The sequence below is a fragment of the Candidatus Poribacteria bacterium genome (assembly GCA_021162805.1).
Classification (GTDB): Bacteria; Poribacteria; WGA-4E; order B28-G17; family B28-G17; genus JAGGXZ01.
In genome coordinates, this window is sequence record JAGGXZ010000192.1 from 1 (window position 1) to 23582 (window position 23582).

A 23582-nucleotide genomic window follows, 5' to 3' on the forward strand; every position below is an offset into this window, starting at 1 on the left:
CCTGGAATCTTGGATTATGCTCATGGATTCATCGGTCGAACTCCATATCCGAAATCCTACGCCTAGGTTCGGCACTATCACGGCGACGATCATGCCCAGCAGAGTCGCCACAAGCAGGACTTCAAGTAGCGTGAAACCTGATTCCCTCTTCACTTCCCATCACCTCAATCCCGCCTTGTCAATCTGGTATCGAGCTTTGTATATACCTCATCTTCATCCCTTTTCCCGTCTCCATTCTCGTCGAACCACACGATCACCGAGATCGTCTTCATCTCCGGATCTCCGTCATCCCAAACCGAGTATCGATATGAGTCGTCAGGAGGAGGAAACGTCCCTGAACCGGTGTAGTTGACGTCGAAATTATTGATGGCCGAAAGCTTAACCTCCTCGATTTTTTTCTTTGCTAATAGGGCAGTTTTGGTTATCCTCTCCGAGGTAATTCTTGCCTCCATCAGGGTGATCATCGCTCTGGATATGGGTATAATGGCCACGCCAATTATGATGGTGCTGACTAAGACCTCTATGAGCGTAAAACCCCGTCCATCTCTCATTCCTCTCTCACCTCTATCCTACCGATGATGGGATCGACGTCCACGACGTAATGGTACTCCCCTTTGATCACATGGATCTCGCCGCCGGAGGTCGTTCCTCCGAGAGGTTGAAAGATGAACTGCGAGTTCCCTGTGATATTGACATCCACCGGTAGATTTCCCTGCTCGACCTTGGCCCATCCCCCCTCGAACTCCTTCCATATCTCGAATTTCGTAAAGGGGCCTTCCGAAGGCATGAACTCTATCTTATGATCCCTAGATGTGTTTATAGCCAGCGAGCGGGTATAGATGAGATATGAGGCTATCCTCTTCGCGGTGGAATAGCTCTTCACCTTCCACAGCACATCGGAGCTGAACCTCGGTATGAGCACCGCCATCATTACAGCAGCTATTACCATAACTGCCATCAGCTCTATAAGGGTAAAGCCTTTCATCTCGATATTCTCCCCATTATGTCGAACATCGGGAGATAGATGGCCATGACGATGAACCCGATAATGGCTGTCAATATCAACGTCAGAGCCGGCACAAGGGTGTTCACCATCCTTTTAACGGTCACATCCACCTCTCGTTCCAGGAAATCGGAGCTTCTATCCAGCATCTCACCCAGCTCCCCCATCTCCTCTCCAGCGGAGATCATCTGTATGGTAACGGGCGAAAAGAGGCGGCTTTCGACCAGAATGGGAGTTATTCCCCCGCCCCTTGTTACGCTTCTCTTGAGCCTAGCGATCAGCTCGGCTATGACCGAATTTTGGAAGACCTGATCTATAATGTCGAGGCAGTCGCTTATAGGGATTCCACTGTTTATAAGTGCTGCGAAGATCTTAAGAAACCTCGAGGTGATCGTCTTGCGGTTAAGCGCGCCGAAAAAGGGGATCTTCAACGTGTTTCTATCCAGCCATCTTTTACCTCTCTTCGTTTTGAGAAGCCGCCTGATCAGATAAGCTAACCCAGCACCTAAAACGAGCAAAGCCCACCAGTATCTGCCGATCGTTCTGCTTAAGCCTACCAGAATAACGGTTGGCAGCGGCAGCGAAGCTCCGATCTTCACGTAAACGGTCGAGAAGCGCGGGATAACAAACAGCGTCAAAAATGCGACAGCGATGAAGGCTATAACGGTAACGGCGATCGGATATACCAGAGCCGATCGAACCTTACGTCTGAGTTCTGCCTCAGCTTCCAGATATTTGGAGAGCTTCGCCAGCATATCCTTGAGCACCTCTCCTGCCTCTCCCGCCCTGACGATACTTACATAGAAAGGGGAGAAGACATCGGGATGTTCGTTGAGAGCATCGGCGAACGTCAGCCCTCGTTTCAGATCGTTTTGAACCTCGCGCAGCGTCCTTTTGAGCTTTGGTGTTTCAACCTGGCGTGTGAGCGTATCGAGCGATCTGACAAGTGGTATGCCGGAATCGAGCATCGCGGCCAGCTCTTCGGTGAAAAGGGCAAGTTCTGAGACCTTAACCTTCCTTTCAGATCGCCAAAGCGAGAGCTTACCCACCCTCGATATACCCGTCACGAATAACCCCATCCTCCTCAACTTAGCCCTTGCCTCTGATTCATTCTCGGCCGTTAGCGTTCCGCTTATCCTCTTCCCCGATCTGTCGATTGCATTGTATGAGAAGGTCTGCATTCTCACACCTCGGTGTAGATCACCCTGTTTATCTCTTCAAGCGTGGTTATACCTCTAAGTACCTTGATCGCAGCATCTTGTCGAAGGGTGATCATCCCCGACTCTATTGCCGCCTTTCTGATATCGTCCGTGGAGGCCTTCTCGACGATCAACTTTCTGATCTCATCGTTCACCACCATCACCTCGAATATTCCGGTTCTACCTTTATATCCCGTGTGGAAGCAAAATTTACACCCACGTCCTCGATACAACTTTATCTCCCCGACCTCCCCCGGCTCCACGCCGAGTTGAAGGAGTTCATCCTCCGGCGGTTTATAGCTCTCTCTGCATTCAGAGCATATAACCCTCACCAATCTCTGTGAGATAACCCCTGTAACGGAAGCGGCGATCAGAAAGGGCTGCACCCCCATATCCGTCAGCCTCACCACAGCGCTAGGAGCATCGTTCGTGTGTACTGTGCTTAAAACCCTATGCCCCGTGAGGGCCGCCTGAATGGCGATATCGGCCGTCTCAGGATCTCTGATCTCGCCGACCATGATCACATCGGGATCTTGGCGGAGGACCGTCCGTAACACGGTGGCAAACCCCAACCCTATGTGCGGATTAACCTGAATCTGGTTGATTCCCTCGAGCCTGTATTCAACGGGATCCTCGATGGTGATTATGTTCATCGCCTCTTTGTCGAACCGACGCAGAATCGAATATAGGGTCGTGGTCTTTCCGCTGCCGGTCGGGCCTGTGACAAGTATCATGCCGTGTGGCCTGCCGATGAGCTCCTTGACGATCTTCTCGTCTTTCTCCGAAAGTCCTATCTCCTCGAGCTCGATCTTAAGCGATTCTTTATCGAGGATTCGCATGACCACCTTTTCGCCGTTTATCGTCAGTATGGTCGAGACACGAATATCCAATTGTCTGCCATCCCTTTCTATTGAGATATGACCGTCTTGTGGATGACGTCTCTCGGCTATGTCCATGTCGGCCATCACCTTGATACGCGAGATAACAGCCGGCTCGACGTATTTCGGGATTATGGTCACATCATGAAGCACGCCATCTATCCGGTATCTGACGCGCATTTCAGGGTATTGAGGATCGAAATGTACGTCGCTTGCCCCCGCGTTGATCGCACCTGAGATGATCGAATCCACCAGCTCTATGACCGGATCCTCGCCGATCCGAATCAGCGATTCTAGATCTTCCTCCTCTTCCTCACCCGGCTTGAACTCATGGAACCTCATATCTATGATCGCCTGTTTCGTCGCCTGTTCGATGCTGAAATAATGGTTGATCGCCCTGAGTATCTCCGCCCTAGTGGCTATAAGCGGTCTTATCCTCAATCCCGTCTGCAGCTTTATCTCTTCCACCGTCTTTAGACTTATCGGAGGGGACATAGCCACATATAGCCAGTTTTTCTCGATCTTAACGGGAATACAGGTATATCTACGGGCTATCTCCTCGGGGATGAGTCTCGCCACCTGAGGGTGAATGTTGACTTCCGAAAGGTCAACATAGGGAATACCGAGTTGTTTTTCGAGGGCTTTGCCGAGCTGAGCTGAGGTGATATATCCCTGCTTAACTAAGATCTCACCGAGCCTTTCCCCGCTGCGCCTCTGTTCTTCAAGCGCCTCCTTTAACTCCGCCTCGGTTATCAACCCCTCCTGTAGGAGGATATCCCCCAATCTGGGTCTGGCCTTCCCTGGCAAATCGATCCCCCCTTCGCTTCATAATCGGCCAAATTCTATCTCAAAGTTAACATCGCTGGTAAACCGGATGAAAAGATGAAAAGGCCATGCGCGGTAAATCCGCACATAGCCAAAAGGGTGAGGGAGACACCGAAAGTTCCCGAACAACTTACTGATGGTTGTGAGGGACAACCCTGTGGGTCTTTGGATCGAGCTCATAAGGATCACCAAACGGGCAGGTGGGAGGCCCGTCGGGGAAATACTCCTTGTTATTCAGGAAATCGCTCAGATTATCGGGCCATGTGCCGTTTTTCGTGTAATATAGCTCCAGTTGTGTATTGATATTGGCGATGTTCGCCTTACATGCCGAGATCTTGGCTTCCTTGGCGCTGGATGAGAAACGTGGTATGGCTATAGCAGCTAACACCGCTAAAATAACCACCACAAGCAGAAGCTCGATCAGTGTGAAACCCTTATGGTTTCCCCTGATGATCATGGCTTTTACCTCCTTAGTCTTAACATGGGATTAGGCCGCTGCCTTTTTAGCAGCGAGATGCCTTTTTATCTTGTTGAAGAGGATCGTCGTGCTGAAGGGCTTAACGATATAATCATCAGCCCCTGCCCGATGAGCCCTCATGACGGAGTCCGTGTCATCCCTCGCCGTAAGAAATAACACCGGTATATCGCTGGTCTCCGGATCACGCTTCAGATTCGCACACACCTCATACCCGTTCATGTTCGGAAGCATGATATCCAGAAGTATCAGGTCCGGCTTCTCCTCTCTTGCTTTGGCCAATCCCTCGACGCCATCCCTGGCATCGACGACATCGAAGTTCTTCAGATTCAGAAGGAACTTGACCGTCTCAATCACTTCGGGCTCATCGTCTATCAAAAGTATCTTTTTCCTCGCCATCTCCCTCACCTCTTATTATCGGGATTTTCTCCTCTAAATTCAAGTGCAAATATCATGCAAAGTTTGGCATACCGAAAACCCCCGTAAAATAAGGCTTTTTCGGACTCGCCTCTCGACCCTCCCGGAACGAAATGTTCAACTTCGTAAACATCCTCCGTTTTTGAGGTTGGGAACCCAGGTGTGAAGTCACTTTCACGCCCTATGTGAGGATGTTAATCCAGATTAACGAATTGTTAACCCGGATCATCGTTGCCTAATCGTGAGAAGGATGGTATAATTGCTATAACTTTCTTCCGCGGCGGTGATGAGATTGCACGTGGTTCTATCGCGCAAATGGCGTCCACAGAAGTTCAGTGAGGTCGTCGGCCAGGATCACGTGATAACCACCTTACAGAACTCCCTTGCCGCAGGCAGGGTGGCCCATGCCTATCTGTTTAGCGGCCCTAGGGGAACGGGAAAGACCACGGTCGCTCGAATCTTGGCCAAAGCCGTCAACTGCCTCAACCTCCAAAACCCTCAATCGAAACCGGAGCCGTGTAACGAGTGCATCAACTGCAGGAACATCACCTCCGGCAGGACGTTCGACGTGATAGAGATGGACGCCGCCTCCAGCCGAGGCATAGATCAGATCAGAGATCTGAGGGAGAACGTCAAACTCTCACCAAGCGGATGCAAATATAAGGTCTATATCATAGATGAGGTACATATGCTCACACCTGAGGCCTTCAACGCCTTATTGAAAACCCTCGAGGAACCCCCTCAGCACGTGATATTCATCCTGGCCACCACCGAGAAACACAAGGTGTTGGAGACGATCACATCCAGGTGTCTTCAGTTCAACTTCAGGAGGCTCTCCTACGATGAGATAGCCGGCAGGCTCAAATTCCTAGCCCGCTCAGAAGGGTTCGATGTCGATGACGAGGCGCTGGAGATCATAGCCCGTAACGCCGACGGATGCCTGCGCGATGCCGAGAACATGCTCGAACAGATGGTCGCATCGGCTCAGGGAAGGATCACAGCGGAGTACGCGTCGATCATGCTGGGCCTAGGCCCTGCACACCTGATGGATGAACTTTCAAGATGTATGCTCAAACAAGACCTCCCCGGCGCTATCTCAGCCCTCGACGGACTAACCGAAAGCGGGGCCGATCTGACCCAGTGCCTCAAAAACCTCATAGGCTTCTTCCACGACCTGATGCTGCTGAAGATCAATCCCGATCTAAGAAAACTCATCGACGCATCCGGCTCCAGGGTGAACGAAATGCTATCCATGATCTCCGACGTCTCACTGGACAGATTGAGACGAATCGTAAAGGTGCTGATGAGGACGGAGAGGGATATCAAGGAACTGGGATATGAGCGGTTTAACCTGGAGACCGCTCTGGTGGAGATCTGCCAGCTCCGCGACGGGGTGCCGATAGAGGAGGCCCTGGAAAGGCTGGAGGAGATTGAGGCTAAGATAGAGACGATGCCGACGGAGATAAAAACGCCCGTGATCCCCTCTCCCAAACCCTCACCGGTTCAGGAGATAAGCGTTGAGCGGAAGGAGGGGGAACCGGTGAGCGAGGATGAGCTGAAAAAGATCTGGGAGAAGCTCTTGGCGGAAGCCAAGGAGAACAGCATGGCGCTCTACTCCTTCATGAGGGAGGGGGGACCGGTCTCGCTGCAGGGCAACAGACTGACCATCTCCGTCGCCAACTCGGTCGGTAAGGAGTACGTGGAGAAGGATGAAAGCAGGGAGTTCATACTCAGGACCCTTAAGGACCTCCTCGGCAAGGAGATACAGATAGAGGTGGTCGTTCAGGAGCCACCTGGCCAGGAGGAGAGGAAACCTTCCACCTCACAGTTCACCCTCTATCATAAGGCGATGAGGGACGATGGGGTGAGGATGGTCCTGGAGGCGTTTTCAGGTGAGATAGTTGAGATAGGAGATTAGAGGGAGGTAACCGAATGGCAAAAGGTATGGGAAGCATAATCAAACAGGCTCAGAAGCTGCAGAAGAGGATGATGGAACTCCAGGAGGAACTGGCCAATAAGACGGTAGAGGCAACCGTAGGGGGAGGGATGGTCACCGTCGTGGCAAACGGTCAGAGAGAGATCCTCTCCATAAAGATCTCCCCTGAGGTGGTTGATCCCGAGGATGTGGAGATGCTGGAGGACCTCATCCTCGCAGCGGTCAATGAGGCCTCTCGAAAGGCTCAAGAGCTTATGGTCCAGGAGATGGAGAAGCTAACGGGAGGGATCAGAATTCCCGGCCTGATCTGAAATGCCATACTATCCCAAACCGCTCGAAAGACTTATCAATGAACTGAGAAGGTTGCCCGGAGTGGGCATAAAGACGGCCCAGAGACTGGCGTTTCACATGATGAAGATGTCTCCGGAGGAGATCTCCGCTCTGGCCAAGGCGATAGCCGATCTGCATTCCTCTCTCACCTATTGCTCGATCTGCGGCAACATCACCGAAATCGGAAGGGATCCATGTGATATCTGCTCCGATCCCACCCGGGATCACTCCCTCATCTGCGTGGTAGAGGAACCCGACGACCTACTCGCCCTGGAGAGGACGGGTAGATATAAAGGCGTATACCATGTCCTCATGGGGGCCCTTTCACCGCTCGAGGGGATCACCCCCGACGACCTGAGGATAAAGGAGCTTTTCGAGAGGGTTAACAACGAGGATATCAGGGAGGTGATAATCGCAACCAATCACACAACTGAAGGGCAGGCGACCGCCATATATCTGGCCAATCAGCTTGGGAAATTGAACATCAAGGTCACCCGAATCGCCTATGGCATCCCCGTAGGTGGCGATCTGGAGTATATCGACGAGGTAACTCTGGCCAAGGCGCTGGAGGGAAGAAGGGAGATGATTTAAAAATTAAGGAGGGCGAAATGAAGGCAAAAGGGTTCAAGTTCATCTCAGCGGGCCTCCTCATGCTGGTGGCCCTTACCCTTTCCGGATATGCCAAGGAGGATGTCACTCTCACCATAATGTGGGCCGATTGGGAACCGGCTCATCTGCTTTTGAAACTGGCCAAGGATTTCACCAAGGAGACAGAGATCAAGGTTAGGGGCAACTTCGTCCCATGGCCACAGTATCACGATAAGATGTTCACCGAGTTCGCATCACACAGAACCAGCTTCGATCTCTGTCTGCCCGATAGCCAGTGGATCGGCGAGGCGGTGGAGGGAGGACATCTGCTGGATCTGACGGATTGGATCAAGGAGAAGGTGGACCTGACCAACTATCCGGATATGGTGATGCGCTCCTACGGCGAGTATCCGGACGGATCGGGGAGATACTACGGCGTTCCAGGGCTGCTCGACTTCGTCCTGTTCGCCTACAGGAAAGATCTGTTCGATGATCCGAAGGAGAAGGCGGCGTTTAAGGAGAAGTACGGCTATGAGCTGGGAGTGCCCGAAACCTGGGAGCAGGTCAGGGACATAGCCGAGTTCTTCACCAGACCGGATAAAAACCTGTATGGGATAGCGCTCTGGCAGGCACCACTTGCTACCGCAGGTCTGGTGGACGAATTCCTAGGGCTTTTCTGGTCTAAGGGCGGTAGGCTCTGGAGCGGAAGGAAGGAGAAAAAGGTGGTGGGATATCTGAACGATGAGGCGGGATATGAAGCGGCTAAACTCTGGGCCGAGCTCTATAAATACCACCCCAAGGGCGCAGCTAATTACAGCGTCAGCGAGGTACTGACCGCCATGCAACAGGGATTGGTGGCCATGATCGCAACTTATGCCGCTTTCTACCCCGCCCTGCTGGACCCCGAAAAGAGTCTATACTACGATAAGATCGGATTTTTCACATCCCCGGCCGGGATCGATCCCTCAGGCAGAAAACACCATTACGTTCAGCTCGGCGGTCAGGGGATGTCCATCTCGGCATATACCCCTTATAAGGAGGAGTGCAAGAAATTCCTGGAGTGGTGGCTCAGAGAGGATACCCAGTGGAAGTTCGCCGAGGCGGGCCAGATAACACCCGATAAACGAGTGGTCGAGAATGATGAGTTCCTGAAGCTAGCCCCTATAAACAGGGTCGTGCGTGAAAGCCTGCCGTTGCTCAGGGACTTCTGGGAGATACCGGAGTATAACGAGATGGCCGAGTACATGTCCAGAAAGCTGAATCAGGTCTGCCTGGGACAGATCACTCCCAAGGAGGCGATGGACGATATAGCGAGAAAACACGAGGAGATCCTGAGGGCGAGAGGATACTATTGATATAACTTAAGGGGCGGAAATTCCGCCCCTGATTGCCCGTTGTATTTGGTTCCGCTGGGGTGAGATGGAAGCTGACGATTTCGATCTATCGGAGTATGAAAAAGCCGTTTCTATCGTAGGCGGAGGGGCAAGATGCTGGATAAAATCGGTGGGAAGGTTAGCGATAGAGCGTTGAAATGGATCTTCCTGATACCAACTTTCCTTCTCCTTCTCTTCATCGTTATCTTCCCCTTGATATGGTCCCTGGGATTGAGCTTCTGCGATTATAACGCCGCCAGAGGCGGCTCGCCTAGGTTCGTGGGTCTTGCCAATTACAGACATATTCTCTCATCGAGAGAGGTTTGGGAAAGATTCGCCATAACCGGCAAGTATGTTGCCTTGGCCGTCCTCGGGGAATTCATAATCGGCTTCACGCTGGCCCTGCTTTTGAACAGGGAGTTTTACGGCAAGGGGCTCATCACGACCCTCTTCCTTCTGCCGATGATGTTTTCCCCGGTGGTGATAGGGACGTTCTTCAGACTTATGCTCGATGCTAACTGGGGGATAGTGGATTATCTCCTCCATAAACTCGGCCTGCCCAAGATCGCCTGGACGAGCAGCCCGAAGTTCGCCATCTATTCCCTCGTGATATGCGACGTTTGGATTTGGACGCCTTTCATGTTGTTGATGTCATTGGCGGGGCTTTCGACCGTGCCGAGATATCTCTATGAGGCGGCCGAGATCGACAGGGCGTCGTGGTGGTTTAAGTTCAGATATATCACCCTACCGCACATCGCGCCTCTCCTGATCCTGGCTCTTCTCTTCAGGAGCATGGACGCGTTGAGATTCTTCGACAAGGTATATGTGTTGACCGGGGGAGGCCCCGGGGAGATAACACAGACCGTCCCCTACTACATCTATAAGGTCGCTTTCTCCTACTGGCGCACGGGCGAGTCGTGCGCCCTGGCCTACATCCTGGTGATAATGATCATAGGCCTAAGCTCCATCTACATCCACTATCTCAATAGACTCAGCGCGAGGTGAGAGGATGAGCTTCAAAAATAAGGAGAAGCTTATAAGGCTAATGATAACGATATTGCTTTCAATCCTGGTGGTGATCTACCTCTTCCCGGTCTACTGGATGGTCTCAACAGCGACGAAGACCAGGATAGATGCCCTATCCATCCCCCCCAAATGGATATACAAACCGACCTTCATACATTTCAAGAGGATCTTTTCAAGTGAGGGCGGAACCTCCTTCCCACACCAGCTCTTTAACAGCTTTCTCGTATCCTTCATCAGCACCGGGTTGGTGGTGCTCATAGGATCGCTCTCGGCCTACGTCTTTTCGAGGTTCGAGCTTAAAGGGAAGGACGATCTCCTCTTTTTCATTCTATCGACGAGGATGCTGCCGCCTATAGTGGTGATAATACCGCTGGTGGTGATGTACAGGACGATAGGGCTTTTCGATACCAGGTTGGGGCTTGTGATCGCCTATACCGTTTTCAACCTCGCGTTCGCCGTCTGGATGATGAAGAGCTTTATAGACGAAATACCCAGGGAGTATGAGGAGGCGGCGATGATAGACGGGTATTCCCGCTTCCAGGCCTTCTTCAAGTTTATCCTGCCGGAGATGCGCACCGGCATGGTAGCAACGGCCATATTCAGCCTGATAATGTCGTGGAACGAGTTCAGCTTCGCCCTGCTCCTGACCGCCGACAGGGCCAGGACGGCTCCTCCCTCTATAGCGCAATCGATGGGCACATCAGGGACTAACTGGGGTCATATCGCCGCCGGATCGCTTCTAATGGTCATTCCCGTTGTGATCTTCACCTTCCTGCTGCGTAAGCATCTGCTGAGGGGATTCACCTTCGGCGTGATAAAGGAGTGAGGTTAACTCCACACCCCCGGTATCTCCCAGCCGCAGTATTTGCATTTGCCGCCCACCACGTTGTTCTTGACCACGAAGAACCCCATCCTCTGTATGAGAAGTCTGCCGCAGTTCGGACAATAGGTGTTATTGGCCTTATGGGTGGGGGATATGTTCCCCAGATACACATATCTGAGGCCGACCTTCATCGCCTCCTCCCGCGCCTTTTCCAGCGTGCCCATTGGCGTAGGCGGAAGGCTTTTGAGCTGATACATCGGATAGAACCTGGAGAAATGAAGCGGCACATCCGGCCCCAGCTCGTCCATCACCCAGCTTGCGAGATCATGGAACTCCTCCACCGTATCGTTCAAAGTGGGCACGACGAGATCGACTATCTCAAGCCATATCCCCTTCCGCTTTATGGTTTTTATCGTGTTCAAAACCGGTTGTAGCTGACCGCTGCATATCTCGCGGTAGAACTTATCCCTGAAGGCTTTGAGGTCTATCTTGATGGCATCCACCGTCTCGCAAAGCTGCTCAAGCGGTTTCTGGTTTATGTATCCGGCACTGACCACGACGTTCTTGATCCCCTCCTGCCGTCCCACTCGAGCGGTGTCATACATATATTCGTAGAAGACGGTCGGCTCGGCATACGTGTAGGCTATGGATCTGCATCCGTTCTGCCTGGCGTATCGAACCACGTCTTCGGGCGGGAGATAGACGTTATCCGTCTGTTCAGGCCGGCGCTGGGATATCTCCCAGTTCTGACAGTACTTACAGTTGAAGTTGCATCCGGCGGTGGAGATCGAAAATGCGGTCGTAGCCGGAAGGAAATGATAAAAGGGTTTCTTCTCTATGGGATCGACATGCACGGCGCATGGATTTCCGTATACCAGCGTGTAATATATACCCTTATGGTTTTCGCGAACGCCGCACCATCCCCGTTCTCTATCACCTATAACACACTCCCTTGGGCAAAGCACGCATTTGATCCGCTCGTTGGGCAGCTTCTCGTAGAACATCGCCTCCTTAGTGACGAATACATGTTTCCCGTCAGCAAGGTTTACGCCTTTCCCTCCGGCGAGGGCGACCTCACCGAGGGAGATCAAAAGCGGACAGGCGGAGGAGAGCCTGAGGAACTCCCTGCGCGTCATGCCTTTAGCCATGAAAGGTTCACCCCTTTTTTCTGTAATCCGGACTGATATCAACCAGCCTTTTCATCACCTCAACGGCGTGCCATCCGTCGGTTCGAGGTCTCTCACGTGAACGGATACAATCCAGGAAATGTTGACACTCCATCATGAGGATATCGGTCTGATTTTTGGGATCGAGAAAATCCCACGTCAGCTCATGCTCCCTCCCGCTGGATTCCCTCGTGCGAAGGGTAAAGGTTCGGCGGTTCACGTCCGCCTTATCATCGGCCTTCACCTGCATTTTCCCCGCCGGAACCCCTAAAGCGACTCCCAGGGCGATCATATGCACGCCGAAATTCCAATAGGGGTTCAGCAGCTTCTCCGGCGTGGAGGTTTTCAGGAAACATGCTTCCCCACCGATCGGCTCTCCGGGAAGTGAACTCAAGGCATCGAAGCCGGAGCCATAGCACAGGATATGACCGACCAACATAACCCGTCCCCTCTCGTCCGCAAGCCTTGCCAGGGTAATCGCTTCATCGACCGAGAGGGTTACGGGCTTTTCCACGAAGAGATCCCTGCCGGCTTCCAGCACCTTCCGGCTCAGCTCATAATGCGCGGCCGGAGGAGCGGCCACGACCACCGCATCGCTCTCCCCTATGATCCGATCGATATCCTCGCTGAAGCGGGCGTTACACTGTTGACGAAGCATATCCCTGTTCCGATGCCCGTAGACCAGGTGAAGCACGCCTAAGGAGTGAAACTTGGAGACGAGGTTTTTGCCCCATCTTCCGGAACCGATAACGGAAACCCTGAGATCCATTCCATACCCCTCCCTTCAACTATGTCGTCGTCCATAGCCTGCTATGGCGGCGAAGATGGCCACCTTAAACGCCGTGAGCCAGGATATAGATCTGGCTATCAGACCCTACTCAACGGTTCCCGTGAATTTTACATTAATTTTAAACCTCATCCCTCCGGTTTTCAACCTCTGACTCGAACGCTCGAACGATTCGCCCCAGGTCTTGACATATATCCTCAACGTATGGCACAATATAACCGTTCACCACCTTAAGGCGAAGGATGTGATCCGTATGGATTTCTCCCAATTACAAAGGCGTAAAAGGGGGTCCTGGACCAGGGTGATACTCTACCTCGTTATGTTGATCATCGTGGTCCTAATCATGCTTAAATCGGAGGCTTTGGTCAAGCTTCTCATCAGATAAAGGGAGGCGGAGTTGCATGAGCTGCTGGAAGGTTCGAGACTGCAGACAAACGGAGTGTGAGGGATATGGAAGGAAAATGGACTTCTGTTGGTTCTCGAATTCAAGTTGCGATAGAGGAGGGGATATCTCCTTCAAGGAGAGGTTCTCCAAATACTGCCTGGAGTGTGATCTATTTTCGAGATACCTTGAGGAAAAGATAGGCGGCCCGGTGGAGGTTTTGAATTTGATCAGGGATATCGTCGGCCGAATCAACAGATGTGACACCACGCTTGAGGACGCTTATTTCAGATTGCAGCATCTCTCCGAGAAGCTCTCTCAATTATATGAGCTCAGCGACCTGATGTTGAGCTCCCTCAACGTCGATAGGGTCCTCTACATCATCCTCACGGCGGTCACCTCGGGTCAGGCGTTAGGGCTGAACAGGGCCTTCCTGTTCATCGTCGATGATGAGGAGAAAAGGCTTAAGGGCAAAATGGCCGTTGGACCGATAGACCTCAACGAAGCCAGCAGGATATGGTCTGAGCTGAGCTCAAGGCCCATGAGCATTCAGGAGATAGTGGAGGAGTATGAAAAACGCCCGCCTACCGAGCAGAATAGAGCTATAAACGAGATCATCCAGGGCATCTCCATACCATTGGACCAAACCGATTCAGTCCTGACGAGATCCATCATAGAGAAAGCCAGTTTCAACAATATAAAGGTTGAGGAATGTTCGGAACGGGACAGAGAGCTAATGGGAAAACTCGGCAGCACGATGATAACGGTTGTGCCGCTTCTCACCCGCGATAAAGCTATAGGTGCGCTGATGGTCGATAACTTCGTCACAAACCGTCCCGTCACCGATGAGGATCTGGAACTCCTCAAGCTCTACGCCAATTACGCCGCCCTGGCTATAGTGAACGCCTCGCTGTATGAGAGCCTCGAAAAACGGATGAGGGAGCTGGAGGAAGCCTACGATACACTGCAGCAACAGGAGAAGCAGCTTATAGAATCGGAGAAATTCGCCGCCATGGGCAAGATGGCGGCCAGCATAGCACACGAGATCAAGAACCCTCTCGTCTCGATAGGGGGATTTGCCAGATTGGTATACAGAAAGGTAGAGGATCAGGCCAGCAAGGAGTCGCTTCAAATCGTCATCAACGAGACCGTTCGGCTGGAAAATCTGCTGCAAAATATACTCTCCTTCGCCCGACCGCCCGAACCTAAACTTGAAAGAAAAGACGTAAATCAGCTCGTCTCAACCATTGTGCCTCTGGTCCAGCAGGAGGTGCAGGAACTGGAAAGTGAGATAGAGATAGAGCTCGATCTATACCCCGGCAAAATCGAGGTGGAATTCGACGAGGGGTTGATCAAGCAGGTACTTTTGAATCTCTGCAGAAATGCCGTCCAGGCCATGCCTGACGGTGGAAAACTGTCCATTAAAACCGGTATCAGGGGCAATTTCGCCCAGATCGTGGTATCCGATACCGGCGTCGGAATCCCGAAGCATCTGCTTAACTCGCTCTTCACCCCCTTCTTCACCACCAAAAGCACCGGAACCGGTCTCGGCTTGGCCGTGGCCAAACAGGTGGTCGTTAAACACGGCGGGTTTATAGACGTGGAGAGCGAGGAAAACGCCGGAAGCACATTTACGGTTAACCTTCCGATGGAGAGGAGAGATGAAGCTCAGAAAACTGATAGTTCTATCCTTGACCCTCGCTATGATAACGTCCCTGGGATGCGGGGGTAAAGGGAAAGAGGGGAAGGTCAAAGCCGATCTGGTTATCATCTCACCGCATCCCGAAACCATAAAGGTGGAGTTCACAAACGCTTTTAAGAGATGGTATAAGGAGAAGTTCGGCAGGGAAGTGAACATAGAATGGCTCGACCAGGGAGGAACCTCGGACGACCTCAGATACGTCAGATCGGAATTTCAGAGAAACCCTCAGGGTATAGGCATAGATATCTTCTTCGGCGGAGGCACCTCGCCCTTTCTGGTGATGGCCGAGGAGGGATTGCTGCAACCCTATAAGCTCCCGAACGAGATTTTATCCAGGATCCCACAGAACGTGCATGGCGTGCCGATATACGATCCCCAATACCGATGGTATGGCGCTGTGCTTTCAGGGTTCGGGATAATGGTCAATAAGATCGTCGTCTCACGCATGAACCTCCCGAAGGTGGAGAGATGGGAGGATCTGGGTGATCCCGGACTTCTCGACCAGGTCTCGGCAGCCGATCCGCGTAAAAGCGGCAGCGCTCATATGATGTTCGAGCTTATCCTCCAGAGCACCGGCTGGCAAAAGGGATGGGAGATCATCACGAGGCTCGGCGGCAACGCCAGGACGTTTACGACAGGCAGCAATGAGGCCGTCAAGGATGTCAGCACCGGCCAGGCGGCATATGCCCTCGCCATAGATTTCTATGCCTACACGCAGATGAACGCCGTGGGCGAGGACAAAATCGGATATATCGTCCCGAAAGGATGTGTGGTCTATAACGCCGATTCGATCGCCATCCTCAAGGGCGCGCCTCATCTCGATCTGGCTCAAAAGTTCGTCCAGTTCGTGATGTCAGAGCGCGGACAGAAACTGTGGATGCTTAAACCCGGCGATCCGGAAGGGCCGGAGAAATTCAGCCTCTTCAGATCCAGCGTCATCCCCTCGCTCTACGACGAGCTAGCCGGAAGAACGGTCATAAGGATCAACCCCTTCAAAACCGAGAGCATATTCCAATACGATGCCGAAAAGGGCGGTATCAGATGGACCCTTGTCAACGACCTGATCGGCGCCATGATCATAGACACACATGACGAACTCGTCCAGGCATGGAAGGCGATTATAAAGGGAGGAATGAGGGAAAAGGCGCTTGAAGAGTTGGTCAGATGTCCGATAACTGAGGACGAAGCCATGAAGCTGGCAAGGGAGAAATGGAAGGATCAAGCCTTCCGGAACACCAAGATAACTGAGTGGACGAATTTCGCCCGCGAAAAGTACGCCAAGGCCCAGAAACTGGCCGAGACACCGTAAGGACAGATATCATCTCCTCGGACCAGACGACGATAACCAGGGGTTAAAATGTTCCGAGGTCTTGAACGCAGATATGATCTGACGCCGAGCACAGCTTTATTCCTGCTGTTGCTGGTGATCTTCTTCGGGGTTTTTCTCATATATCCCCTCCTCTACATCTTCAAGGAGTCCTTCTGGATAAACGGTCGATTCGATCTGACCTATTTCAAGCTGATCCTCACCGATGAGACGCAAAGGGAGTGTATTCTCAACAGCTTCAAGATAGGATTCGCCGCCACCATCCTGACGACCCTTTTGAGCATGCCTCTGGCATACGTGCTGGTGCGTTACGATTTCGTCGGCAGGGGGCTCTTACAGGGTCTTGTCCTGGTTCCCATGATCATGCCTCCTTTTGTGGGCGCTATTGGGATGAAACAACTATTCGCCAGATACGGCAGCGTCAACCAGATCCTGATAAACCTGGGTCTTATGAACCCAAAAGCTCCCGTGGACTGGTTCGCGGGAGGGTTCTGGGGCGTCGTGATCCTCGAGACCCTGCATCTGTATCCGATCATGTATCTCAACATCGCAGCGGCACTGGCCAACGTCGACCCCTCCTTGGAGGAGGCGGCTGAAAACCTGGGTGCAACAAGACTCAAGTTGTTCAGGACGATCACCTTTCCTCTGATGCTCCCCGGATATTTCGCCGGCGCGATAATCGTCTTCATATGGGCCTTCACCGATCTGGGAACCCCGCTGATGTTCGACTACAGAAAGACGATCCCCGTTCAGATCTTCGATAGGGTCAAGGATATAAGCGTCAATCCGATGGGATACGCCCTTGTGGTGCTGGTCATATTTCTGACCATGGCCGCCTTTTACGTGTCGAAGCGATTTCTGGGGACTAGAAGATACGAGATGCTCTCCCGCGGACATGTCGCTGCCCGCGAGAGGAAGGTGGGTGTATCGGGGACGATACTGATCTATCTTTTCATCGTCGGCGTGATACTGGTAGCCTTGATGCCCCACATAAGCGTCTTCCTGACATCTCTGACCCCGAATGCCGGAGAATGGTTCATGACGGTTCTGCCCGAAAGCTACACCATCAAGCACTACGTCAGCGTCTTCACCCACCAGAACACGATGACGAGCATCAAGAACAGCTTTAAATACAGCCTTTTGAGCACCGTAGCTGATGTAATCCTGGGCGTCATCATCGCCTACATTCTAACGCGCAAGAGGATCCCCGGACGGGATATCCTGGATGCCACAGCTATGCTTCCGCTGGCCCTCCCCGGCATAGTCCTGGCCTTCGGATACGTCGGGAGCTTCGCCGGGACGCCGATAGACCCTCGGGGCAATCCAACCGTTCTGCTTGTGATAAGCTACGCCGTCAGGCGTCTGCCCTATATGATCCGCTCGGCTTACGCCGGATTCCAGCAGACCAGTGTCGCTCTCGAAGAGGCATCGCTGAATCTGGGCGCTTCGCCTCTGAGAACGCTGTATAAGATCACCTTGCCGCTCGTGATGGCAAATCTGGTGGCAGGTGGTATACTCGCCTTTTCATTCGCTATGCTGGAGGTGAGCGACAGCCTCATCCTGGCGATGCAGGCGAGGTATTATCCTATAACCAAAGCGATATACGATCTCGCCCAGAGGCTTGAGGACGGGCCATACATCGCAAGCGCGATGGGGATGTTGGGTATGATACTGCTGACCGTAAGTCTGGTTATGGCCGGCAGGTTCCTGGGCAGACGGATGGGAGAGCTGTTCAGAGCATGATGAGGGAGAGAATAGCCATAACGATCATCATAATCGGACTTGTGCTCATAGGATGCGGGGCCGTCTACGACCTCGCCGCCAGAGTCCATAACCACACCGGTAGCGTGGGAGGGTATCTCCCTCAACCGGAGACCTCACCTATTCCTCCGATGATATCGATTATAATCGATGATATGGGACGAAGCACGGAAGCGTTTGAGAGGCTTGTAAATCTGAAAGCGCCGATCACCCTCTCCTTCCTCCCAGGCTTGCCCTTCACCAAGGAGCAATCGGTCAAGGCTAAGGCGATGGGATTCGATGTGATGTTGCACCTGCCGATGGAACCCCTGGGATATCCACAGGTAAACCCCGGGAAACTGGCGGTGCTGTGTGAGATGAGCGATTCGCAGATCGAAAGGACGATCGAGACGGCCATAAAATTAGTGCCTGCAGCGATAGGCGTTGACAATCACATGGGCTCTAAAGCGACGGAGGATGAGCGGGTCATGAGGTCAGTGTTAAGCGTTTTGAAAAGACATAAGCTTTTCTTCGTGGACTCGTTGACCACAAATCGCTCCATCGGATACAAACTCGCCAGACATCTGGGGGTGCCGACGGCGCGTAACGACCTGTTCATAGATAACCTCAGAAACACCGATGCCGTAACCAAATATCTCGACAGATTGGCCGATATAGCGCGAAGAAGGGGATACGCGATCGGAATCGGTCATCCATACCCGGAAACGATATCAGCGCTTGAAAGGGATATACCGAAGCTGAGGAAAAACGGGATCGGATTTGTGGGGGTCTCAGAGTTGGTGAGATGATACAGTTCTATAACGTCAATATGGAATACAAAAGGGGTATAAAGGTTTTATATGATGTTTCCTTTCACGTCGACAAAGGTGAGTTCGTCTTTCTGGTCGGACCGAGCGGGGCGGGCAAGACAACCGTGCTGAGGTTGATCTACAGAGATCTGATCCCCACATCGGGTGAGATCATAGTCGTCGGCAAGAACCTCTCGCGCATGAAAAACTCGCAGATACCGTATCTGAGGCGGAGGATCGGGATGGTCTTTCAGGATTTCAAGCTCCTTCCACATAGGAGCGTCTTCGATAACATCGCCCTGCCGATGAAGGTTGTAGGAGCCGGTAGGAGCGCCATCAGGAGAAACGTCAATCAGCTCCTGCATCTGACGGGCCTCACGCATCGTAGGGATGCCTATCCGGAGGAGATATCGGGCGGCGAACAGCAGCGTGTGGCGATCGCCCGCGCCATAGCCAACGATCCCCTCCTCCTCTTGGCCGATGAGCCGACGGGAAACCTGGACCCCAATCTGTCACTTGAGATAATGCGGCTGTTCGAGGCTCTTAACTACAGAGGCACCACGGTCTTCATAGCCACCCATAACTACGCCTTGGTCAGAAGAATGGGTAAAAGGGTGATCAGGATAGAACGGGGGAGGGTGTTTGAGGAATGAGCTACATCATAGAGGAGACCTTCTCAAATCTGAAGAGCGGAGGGGTGGTGAATCTGATAAGCGGCATCACCATCGCATTAGCGACGATAATCCTGAGTCTCCTCATGCTGGCTTTGGAATATATCGGTGGGGAGATACGATCCTTCAAAGATAAACCCGCCCTCGTCGTCTTCCTCTCCGATGCCCTTGACGAATCCTCGACAGGCAGGTTGAAAAGCCAGGTGGAAAAATTGGAGGGCGTTAAATCGGTCGATTATGTCTCCAAAGAAAAGGCGCTCGAGAGATGCAGGAAGATCTTCGGCGATGAGTGGAAACTTATAATAGAGGGATTAGAAGATATAAATCCGCTCCCGACCTCCCTGGAGATCACCGTTAAGGATGATTGGCTCACGCCCGATAGATTGGCCAAGATGGCGGAAAAACTTAAAGGTCTTGAAGGGGTGGAGGACGTCAGACGTGAAACTGAGGCTGGGATCTTAGTGAAACGTATGGAGGCGGCGCTTTGGGGAACGGGAGTGGTCCTGGGTATAGCTTCTGCGGCCATCGTCTTCTTCTCGGTGATGCTGACGGCACATTTCAGGCGCGAGGAGATAAGGATAATGAGGCTCGTCGGAGCGACCAACTGGTTCATAAGAGGTCCCCTCATCCTACAGGGTGTGTTCCTGGGATTTTTCGGAGCGGTCGTCGGACAGCTCGCATTTTACGGTATCTTCAGGCTTTATGCCCCCCAGATCGGGATATCGAAATTCCTTCCTCCCGATAGGATCATCCTCCTGATCCTCCTGGGGATCGGCTTCGGACTTCTGGGAGGAATCGCCCCGATAAGGAGATACGTGGAGGCATAGCTTAACGCTAATGTTGATCTGAGATTGAAATTGTGGTATTCTACACTCACGCTATTGGAGGTGCTACTTTAAGATGGTGGAGATAGCTGGAATTGAAAGGAGGACTTAAGCGATGATGACACGCGATTGGGAGAACCCCGAGGTGATCGGAAGGAACAGGGAAACACCTCATTGCACGCTCACGCCCTATCCCGATGAAAAGATGGCGGCGAGATGCGATAGGAGCTCATCGCCTTTCTTCAGATCGCTTAACGGCAAATGGAAGTTCAAATACTCGCCTAACCCGGATGCACGGCCCATCGATTTTTACAAACCGGATTATGACGTAAGCTCATGGGATGAGATCGAAGTGCCCGGCAACTGGGAGATGAAAGGATATGGCATACCGATCTACACGAACGTCCAGTATCCGTTTAAGCCCGATCCGCCTAAAGTTCCCCACGACGATAATCCCGTAGGTTCATACCGAACCGAGTTCGAGATACCCGAGAGCTGGAGAGGCAGACAGATCTTCGTCCATTTCGACGGCGTTTGCAGCGCCTTCTATATCTGGGTTAACGGTGAGATGGTCGGTTACAGCCAGGGCAGCATGACACCGGCCGAGTTCAATATAACGAAATACCTACAGCCTGAGAGGAATGTCCTCGCCATGGAGGTGTACCGCTGGAGCGACGGGAGCTATCTGGAGGATCAGGATTTCTGGTATCTGAGCGGGATCTACAGGGATGTATACCTCTTCTCGACGCCTAACGTCCATATGAGGGATTTCTTCGTCAGATGCGATCTGGACGGGGATTATCGAGACGCTATGCTCCTCGTGACCGTCAAGGTTCGTAATTACTCCCAGATCGAAGCCGGCCCACATGCGGTCAGGTTAACCCTGTTGGATGAGAACGGCGAGCCGGTGGAGCTGAGATCGCTTTCGGGCGGCGGGAGCGAACGCATCCCCGCCTCGAGTGAGGAAACGGTGGAGATCAAAGCGCGGGTCGATAACCCCAAGAAATGGTCGGCGGAATACCCGAACCTCTACATGGTCGTGCTGACGCTTCTGGATGGCTCGGGGAAGGTTATGGAGGCGGAAAGCTGTAGATTCGGATTCCGTAAGATCGAGATCAGAGACTGTCAGTTGCTCATAAACGGCGTCCCGGTTCTGATAAAGGGGGTCAACAGACATGAGATACATCCCGATCTAGGGCGGGCCATCACGGAGGAGGTGATGCTCCAGGATATCAAATTGATGAAGCGGTTTAACATCAATGCCGTCCGCACATCCCATTATCCGAACCATCCCAGATGGTATGAGCTGTGCGACGAATACGGGATCTACCTGATAGACGAGGCCAACGTCGAATCTCATGGCCTTTGGGACGTGCTCCCCGACAGCGACCCGAAATGGCTAAAGGCCTGTCTGGATCGGATGGCGAGGATGGTGGAGCGGGATAAGAACCACCCGTCGGTGATAATCTGGTCGTTGGGCAACGAGGCGGGGCAGGGGACGGTCTTCGAGGAGATGGCGGCCTACGCCCGAAAAGCCGATCCCACCCGTCCGATCCACTACGAACGGCAGAACGAGGTTGCGGATATAGATAGTCGGATGTATCCCCATGTGGACCAAGTTATCCAGGTCGGGAGGGGCGATCGGGACAAGCCCTACATCATGTGTGAGTATGCCCACGCCATGGGGAACGCCATAGGAAACCTCAAGGAGTACTGGGAGGCTATAGAGACCTACAAACCGCTGATAGGCGGATGTATCTGGGACTGGGTCGACCAGGGGCTGAGGAAGTACATCGAGACAGAGGAGGGCGAGAGGGTCTGGTTTTGGGCTTACGGCGGCGATTTCGGCGATCAGCCGAACGACGGGAATTTCTGCATAAACGGGATCATTACGCCTGATAGGGAGGTGACCCCCAAACTGTGGGAGGTCAAAAAGGTCTACCAGTACATCAAGATCGAGCCCGTGGATCTATCGGAGGGAAGGGTGAGGATCAGAAACGGCTACTCCTTTACGAACCTGAACGAGTTTGAGATCAGATGGACGCTCTCGGAGGACGGCGAGATATTGCGAAGCGGACGGATCGATCCCCTGGATCTGCCGCCGGGCGAAAGCGTTGAGCTCAAGATACCCTTCGAGACGCCGAAGCTCAAACCTGGTGCCGAATACTGGATGCGGATCAGCTTCCATCTCCGTGAGGGTAAACCGTGGGCTCCGGAGGGACATGAGGTGGCCTGGGAACAGCTCAAGCTCCCGTTCGACGCTCCTCCTAAACCGGAGATCAGCTTCGATGAAATGCCGGATCTATCGATCTCGGAGACAGATGATTTCATCGAGATGAGGGGCGAGAGGTTCTCGATCCGGTTCGATAGGAGGTCGGGATCGATCGAATCGTTGAAGTTCGACGGTAAGGATATACTCGTGGAAGGGCCCAAGCTGAACGTCTTCCGAGCTCCGACCGATAACGACGTCTGGATCAGGAACAAATGGTATGAGCTGAGGTTAAATTCGCTTAACCCGGAGCTCAGGGGTATCGAGGCGCGCAGACTGAACTCGAAGGCGGTTCAAGTGACGGTGGATCTCATCTATCGCGGCAGAGGTGATGTGAGGTTTGAACATACCTGTCGTTACACGGTTTACGGGAATGGCCTCATCCATCTTCACAATTTCATAAAACCGTTCGGCGATCTCCCCGTTTTGCCAAAGATCGGGCTTATAACGGTCGTCAGGGGCGATTATGAGAACTTCGTCTATTACGGCCGTGGTCCGCATGAGAACTACATCGACAGGAAAACGAGCGCCGACGTCGGGTTATACCACAGCACTGTGACGGATCAGTACGTCAGATATGTCCGACCTCAGGAGAACGGGAATAGAGAGGACGTGCGGTGGGCGGCCCTGTTGGACGAGTCGGGCGACGGGTTGCTCGTCGTGGCGGACGAGCTGATGTGCGTCACCGCTCTGCATTACTCGCCGGAGGATCTCGATCGAGCGGGGCATATCCACGAATTGCATCCGCGAGGGGAGATCTTCCTCTGCCTCGATTATAGGCAGTGCGGTTTGGGCAACGCCAGCTGTGGGCCTCCGGTGCTTGAAAAATACAGGCTCTATCCCGAGCCGATCGAGTTCGGATTGAGTCTACGTGGATATTCAACTGAAATGGGAGATATCGGCGAAATCGTCAGATATCGATCTCCAGAAGCTGTATAGCATTTACGGGAAAGGCTGAGGTTCATCCCGATTAGTATCCGTGGCGTTTCTCCGCTCGGGGAGCTCTGGCGTCCATGTGCGTATCTCCTACCC

The 23582-nt window shown here is 52.8% G+C and carries 22 protein-coding genes; 13 read left to right on the top strand and 9 right to left on the bottom strand.

Going from position 1 to position 23582, the window contains the following annotated elements; all coding sequences use genetic code 11:
- From J7M22_15725 to J7M22_15755, 7 genes are all read right to left on the bottom strand, one after another.
- Positions 1-153 (bottom strand): type II secretion system protein (locus J7M22_15725; protein ID MCD6508055.1); only part of this gene is annotated, 153 nt, incomplete at its 3' end.
- An 11-nt stretch (positions 154-164) separates the two neighbouring features.
- Positions 165-551 carry a prepilin-type N-terminal cleavage/methylation domain-containing protein gene (locus J7M22_15730; protein MCD6508056.1) on the bottom strand — a complete coding sequence of 129 codons (387 nt, stop codon included), beginning with the start codon at positions 549-551 and terminating at the stop codon, positions 165-167.
- Positions 548-985, bottom strand: a complete 438-nt coding sequence (locus tag J7M22_15735; protein MCD6508057.1) for a prepilin-type N-terminal cleavage/methylation domain-containing protein — start codon at positions 983-985, stop codon at positions 548-550. The genes J7M22_15730 and J7M22_15735 overlap by 4 nt, the downstream gene beginning before the upstream one ends.
- Complete coding sequence (locus J7M22_15740) at positions 982-2184, bottom strand: type II secretion system F family protein (protein ID MCD6508058.1); 1203 nt, start codon at positions 2182-2184, stop codon at positions 982-984. The genes J7M22_15735 and J7M22_15740 overlap by 4 nt, the downstream gene beginning before the upstream one ends.
- Positions 2185-2186: 2 nt before the next feature.
- The gene (gene tadA / locus J7M22_15745) at positions 2187-3887 is read right to left on the bottom strand and encodes a Flp pilus assembly complex ATPase component TadA (GenBank protein MCD6508059.1); all 1701 of its coding nucleotides are present in this window, start codon (positions 3885-3887) and stop codon (positions 2187-2189) included.
- A gap of 148 nt (positions 3888-4035) precedes the next feature.
- Positions 4036-4362, bottom strand: coding sequence for a prepilin-type N-terminal cleavage/methylation domain-containing protein (locus J7M22_15750; GenBank protein ID MCD6508060.1), 327 nt, complete (start codon positions 4360-4362; stop codon positions 4036-4038).
- Between the two features lie 30 nt (positions 4363-4392).
- The gene (locus J7M22_15755; protein ID MCD6508061.1) at positions 4393-4779 is read right to left on the bottom strand and encodes a response regulator; all 387 of its coding nucleotides are present in this window, start codon (positions 4777-4779) and stop codon (positions 4393-4395) included.
- Positions 4780-5083: 304 nt separating this feature from the next.
- On the opposite strand from J7M22_15755, the gene dnaX reads away from it, so the two are divergent.
- The 6 genes from dnaX (at position 5084) to J7M22_15785 (ending at position 10876) form a co-directional block, all read left to right on the top strand.
- On the top strand, positions 5084-6715 hold the full coding sequence (gene dnaX / locus J7M22_15760) for a DNA polymerase III subunit gamma/tau (GenBank protein ID MCD6508062.1): 1632 nt from the start codon (positions 5084-5086) through the stop codon (positions 6713-6715).
- Positions 6716-6729: 14 nt separating this feature from the next.
- On the top strand, positions 6730-7044 hold the full coding sequence (locus tag J7M22_15765) for a YbaB/EbfC family nucleoid-associated protein (GenBank protein ID MCD6508063.1): 315 nt from the start codon (positions 6730-6732) through the stop codon (positions 7042-7044).
- Position 7045: 1 nt separating this feature from the next.
- Entirely contained in the window at positions 7046-7654 is a 609-nt protein-coding gene (gene recR / locus J7M22_15770; protein MCD6508064.1) for a recombination protein RecR, read from the top strand.
- 17 nt (positions 7655-7671) lie between these two features.
- A complete protein-coding gene (locus J7M22_15775; protein ID MCD6508065.1) occupies positions 7672-9006 on the top strand; it encodes a sugar ABC transporter substrate-binding protein in 1335 nt (444 codons plus the stop codon).
- 132 nt (positions 9007-9138) lie between these two features.
- Positions 9139-10029 (top strand): sugar ABC transporter permease, encoded by an 891-nt coding sequence (locus J7M22_15780; protein MCD6508066.1) that lies wholly within the window; start codon positions 9139-9141, stop codon positions 10027-10029.
- Between the two features lie 4 nt (positions 10030-10033).
- The gene (locus J7M22_15785) at positions 10034-10876 is read left to right on the top strand and encodes a carbohydrate ABC transporter permease (GenBank protein ID MCD6508067.1); all 843 of its coding nucleotides are present in this window, start codon (positions 10034-10036) and stop codon (positions 10874-10876) included.
- 2 nt (positions 10877-10878) lie between these two features.
- On the opposite strand, the gene amrS is transcribed toward J7M22_15785, so the two are convergent.
- Both amrS and J7M22_15795 read right to left on the bottom strand, forming a co-directional pair.
- On the bottom strand, positions 10879-12009 hold the full coding sequence (amrS, locus tag J7M22_15790; GenBank protein ID MCD6508068.1) for an AmmeMemoRadiSam system radical SAM enzyme: 1131 nt from the start codon (positions 12007-12009) through the stop codon (positions 10879-10881).
- 19 nt (positions 12010-12028) lie between these two features.
- The gene (locus J7M22_15795; GenBank protein MCD6508069.1) at positions 12029-12808 is read right to left on the bottom strand and encodes a Gfo/Idh/MocA family oxidoreductase; all 780 of its coding nucleotides are present in this window, start codon (positions 12806-12808) and stop codon (positions 12029-12031) included.
- A gap of 419 nt (positions 12809-13227) precedes the next feature.
- On the opposite strand from J7M22_15795, the gene J7M22_15800 reads away from it, so the two are divergent.
- The 7 genes from J7M22_15800 to J7M22_15830 all read left to right on the top strand — a co-directional run bounded on the left by J7M22_15800 (position 13228) and on the right by J7M22_15830 (position 23489).
- Positions 13228-14940: a GAF domain-containing protein gene (locus J7M22_15800; GenBank protein MCD6508070.1), complete on the top strand. Its 1713-nt coding sequence runs from the start codon at positions 13228-13230 to the stop codon at positions 14938-14940.
- A complete protein-coding gene (locus J7M22_15805) occupies positions 14870-16219 on the top strand; it encodes an extracellular solute-binding protein (protein MCD6508071.1) in 1350 nt (449 codons plus the stop codon). Before J7M22_15800 ends, J7M22_15805 begins: the two co-directional genes overlap by 71 nt.
- Positions 16220-16267: 48 nt before the next feature.
- Positions 16268-17980: an iron ABC transporter permease gene (locus tag J7M22_15810; protein MCD6508072.1), complete on the top strand. Its 1713-nt coding sequence runs from the start codon at positions 16268-16270 to the stop codon at positions 17978-17980.
- Positions 17977-18786 (top strand): divergent polysaccharide deacetylase family protein, encoded by an 810-nt coding sequence (locus J7M22_15815; GenBank protein ID MCD6508073.1) that lies wholly within the window; start codon positions 17977-17979, stop codon positions 18784-18786. The genes J7M22_15810 and J7M22_15815 overlap by 4 nt, the downstream gene beginning before the upstream one ends.
- The gene (gene ftsE / locus J7M22_15820) at positions 18783-19439 is read left to right on the top strand and encodes a cell division ATP-binding protein FtsE (GenBank protein ID MCD6508074.1); all 657 of its coding nucleotides are present in this window, start codon (positions 18783-18785) and stop codon (positions 19437-19439) included. Before J7M22_15815 ends, ftsE begins: the two co-directional genes overlap by 4 nt.
- Positions 19436-20284, top strand: a complete 849-nt coding sequence (locus J7M22_15825) for a permease-like cell division protein FtsX (GenBank protein ID MCD6508075.1) — start codon at positions 19436-19438, stop codon at positions 20282-20284. Before ftsE ends, J7M22_15825 begins: the two co-directional genes overlap by 4 nt.
- Positions 20285-20399: 115 nt before the next feature.
- Complete coding sequence (locus tag J7M22_15830) at positions 20400-23489, top strand: DUF4981 domain-containing protein (protein ID MCD6508076.1); 3090 nt, start codon at positions 20400-20402, stop codon at positions 23487-23489.
- Positions 23490-23582: the final 93 nt, after the last annotated feature.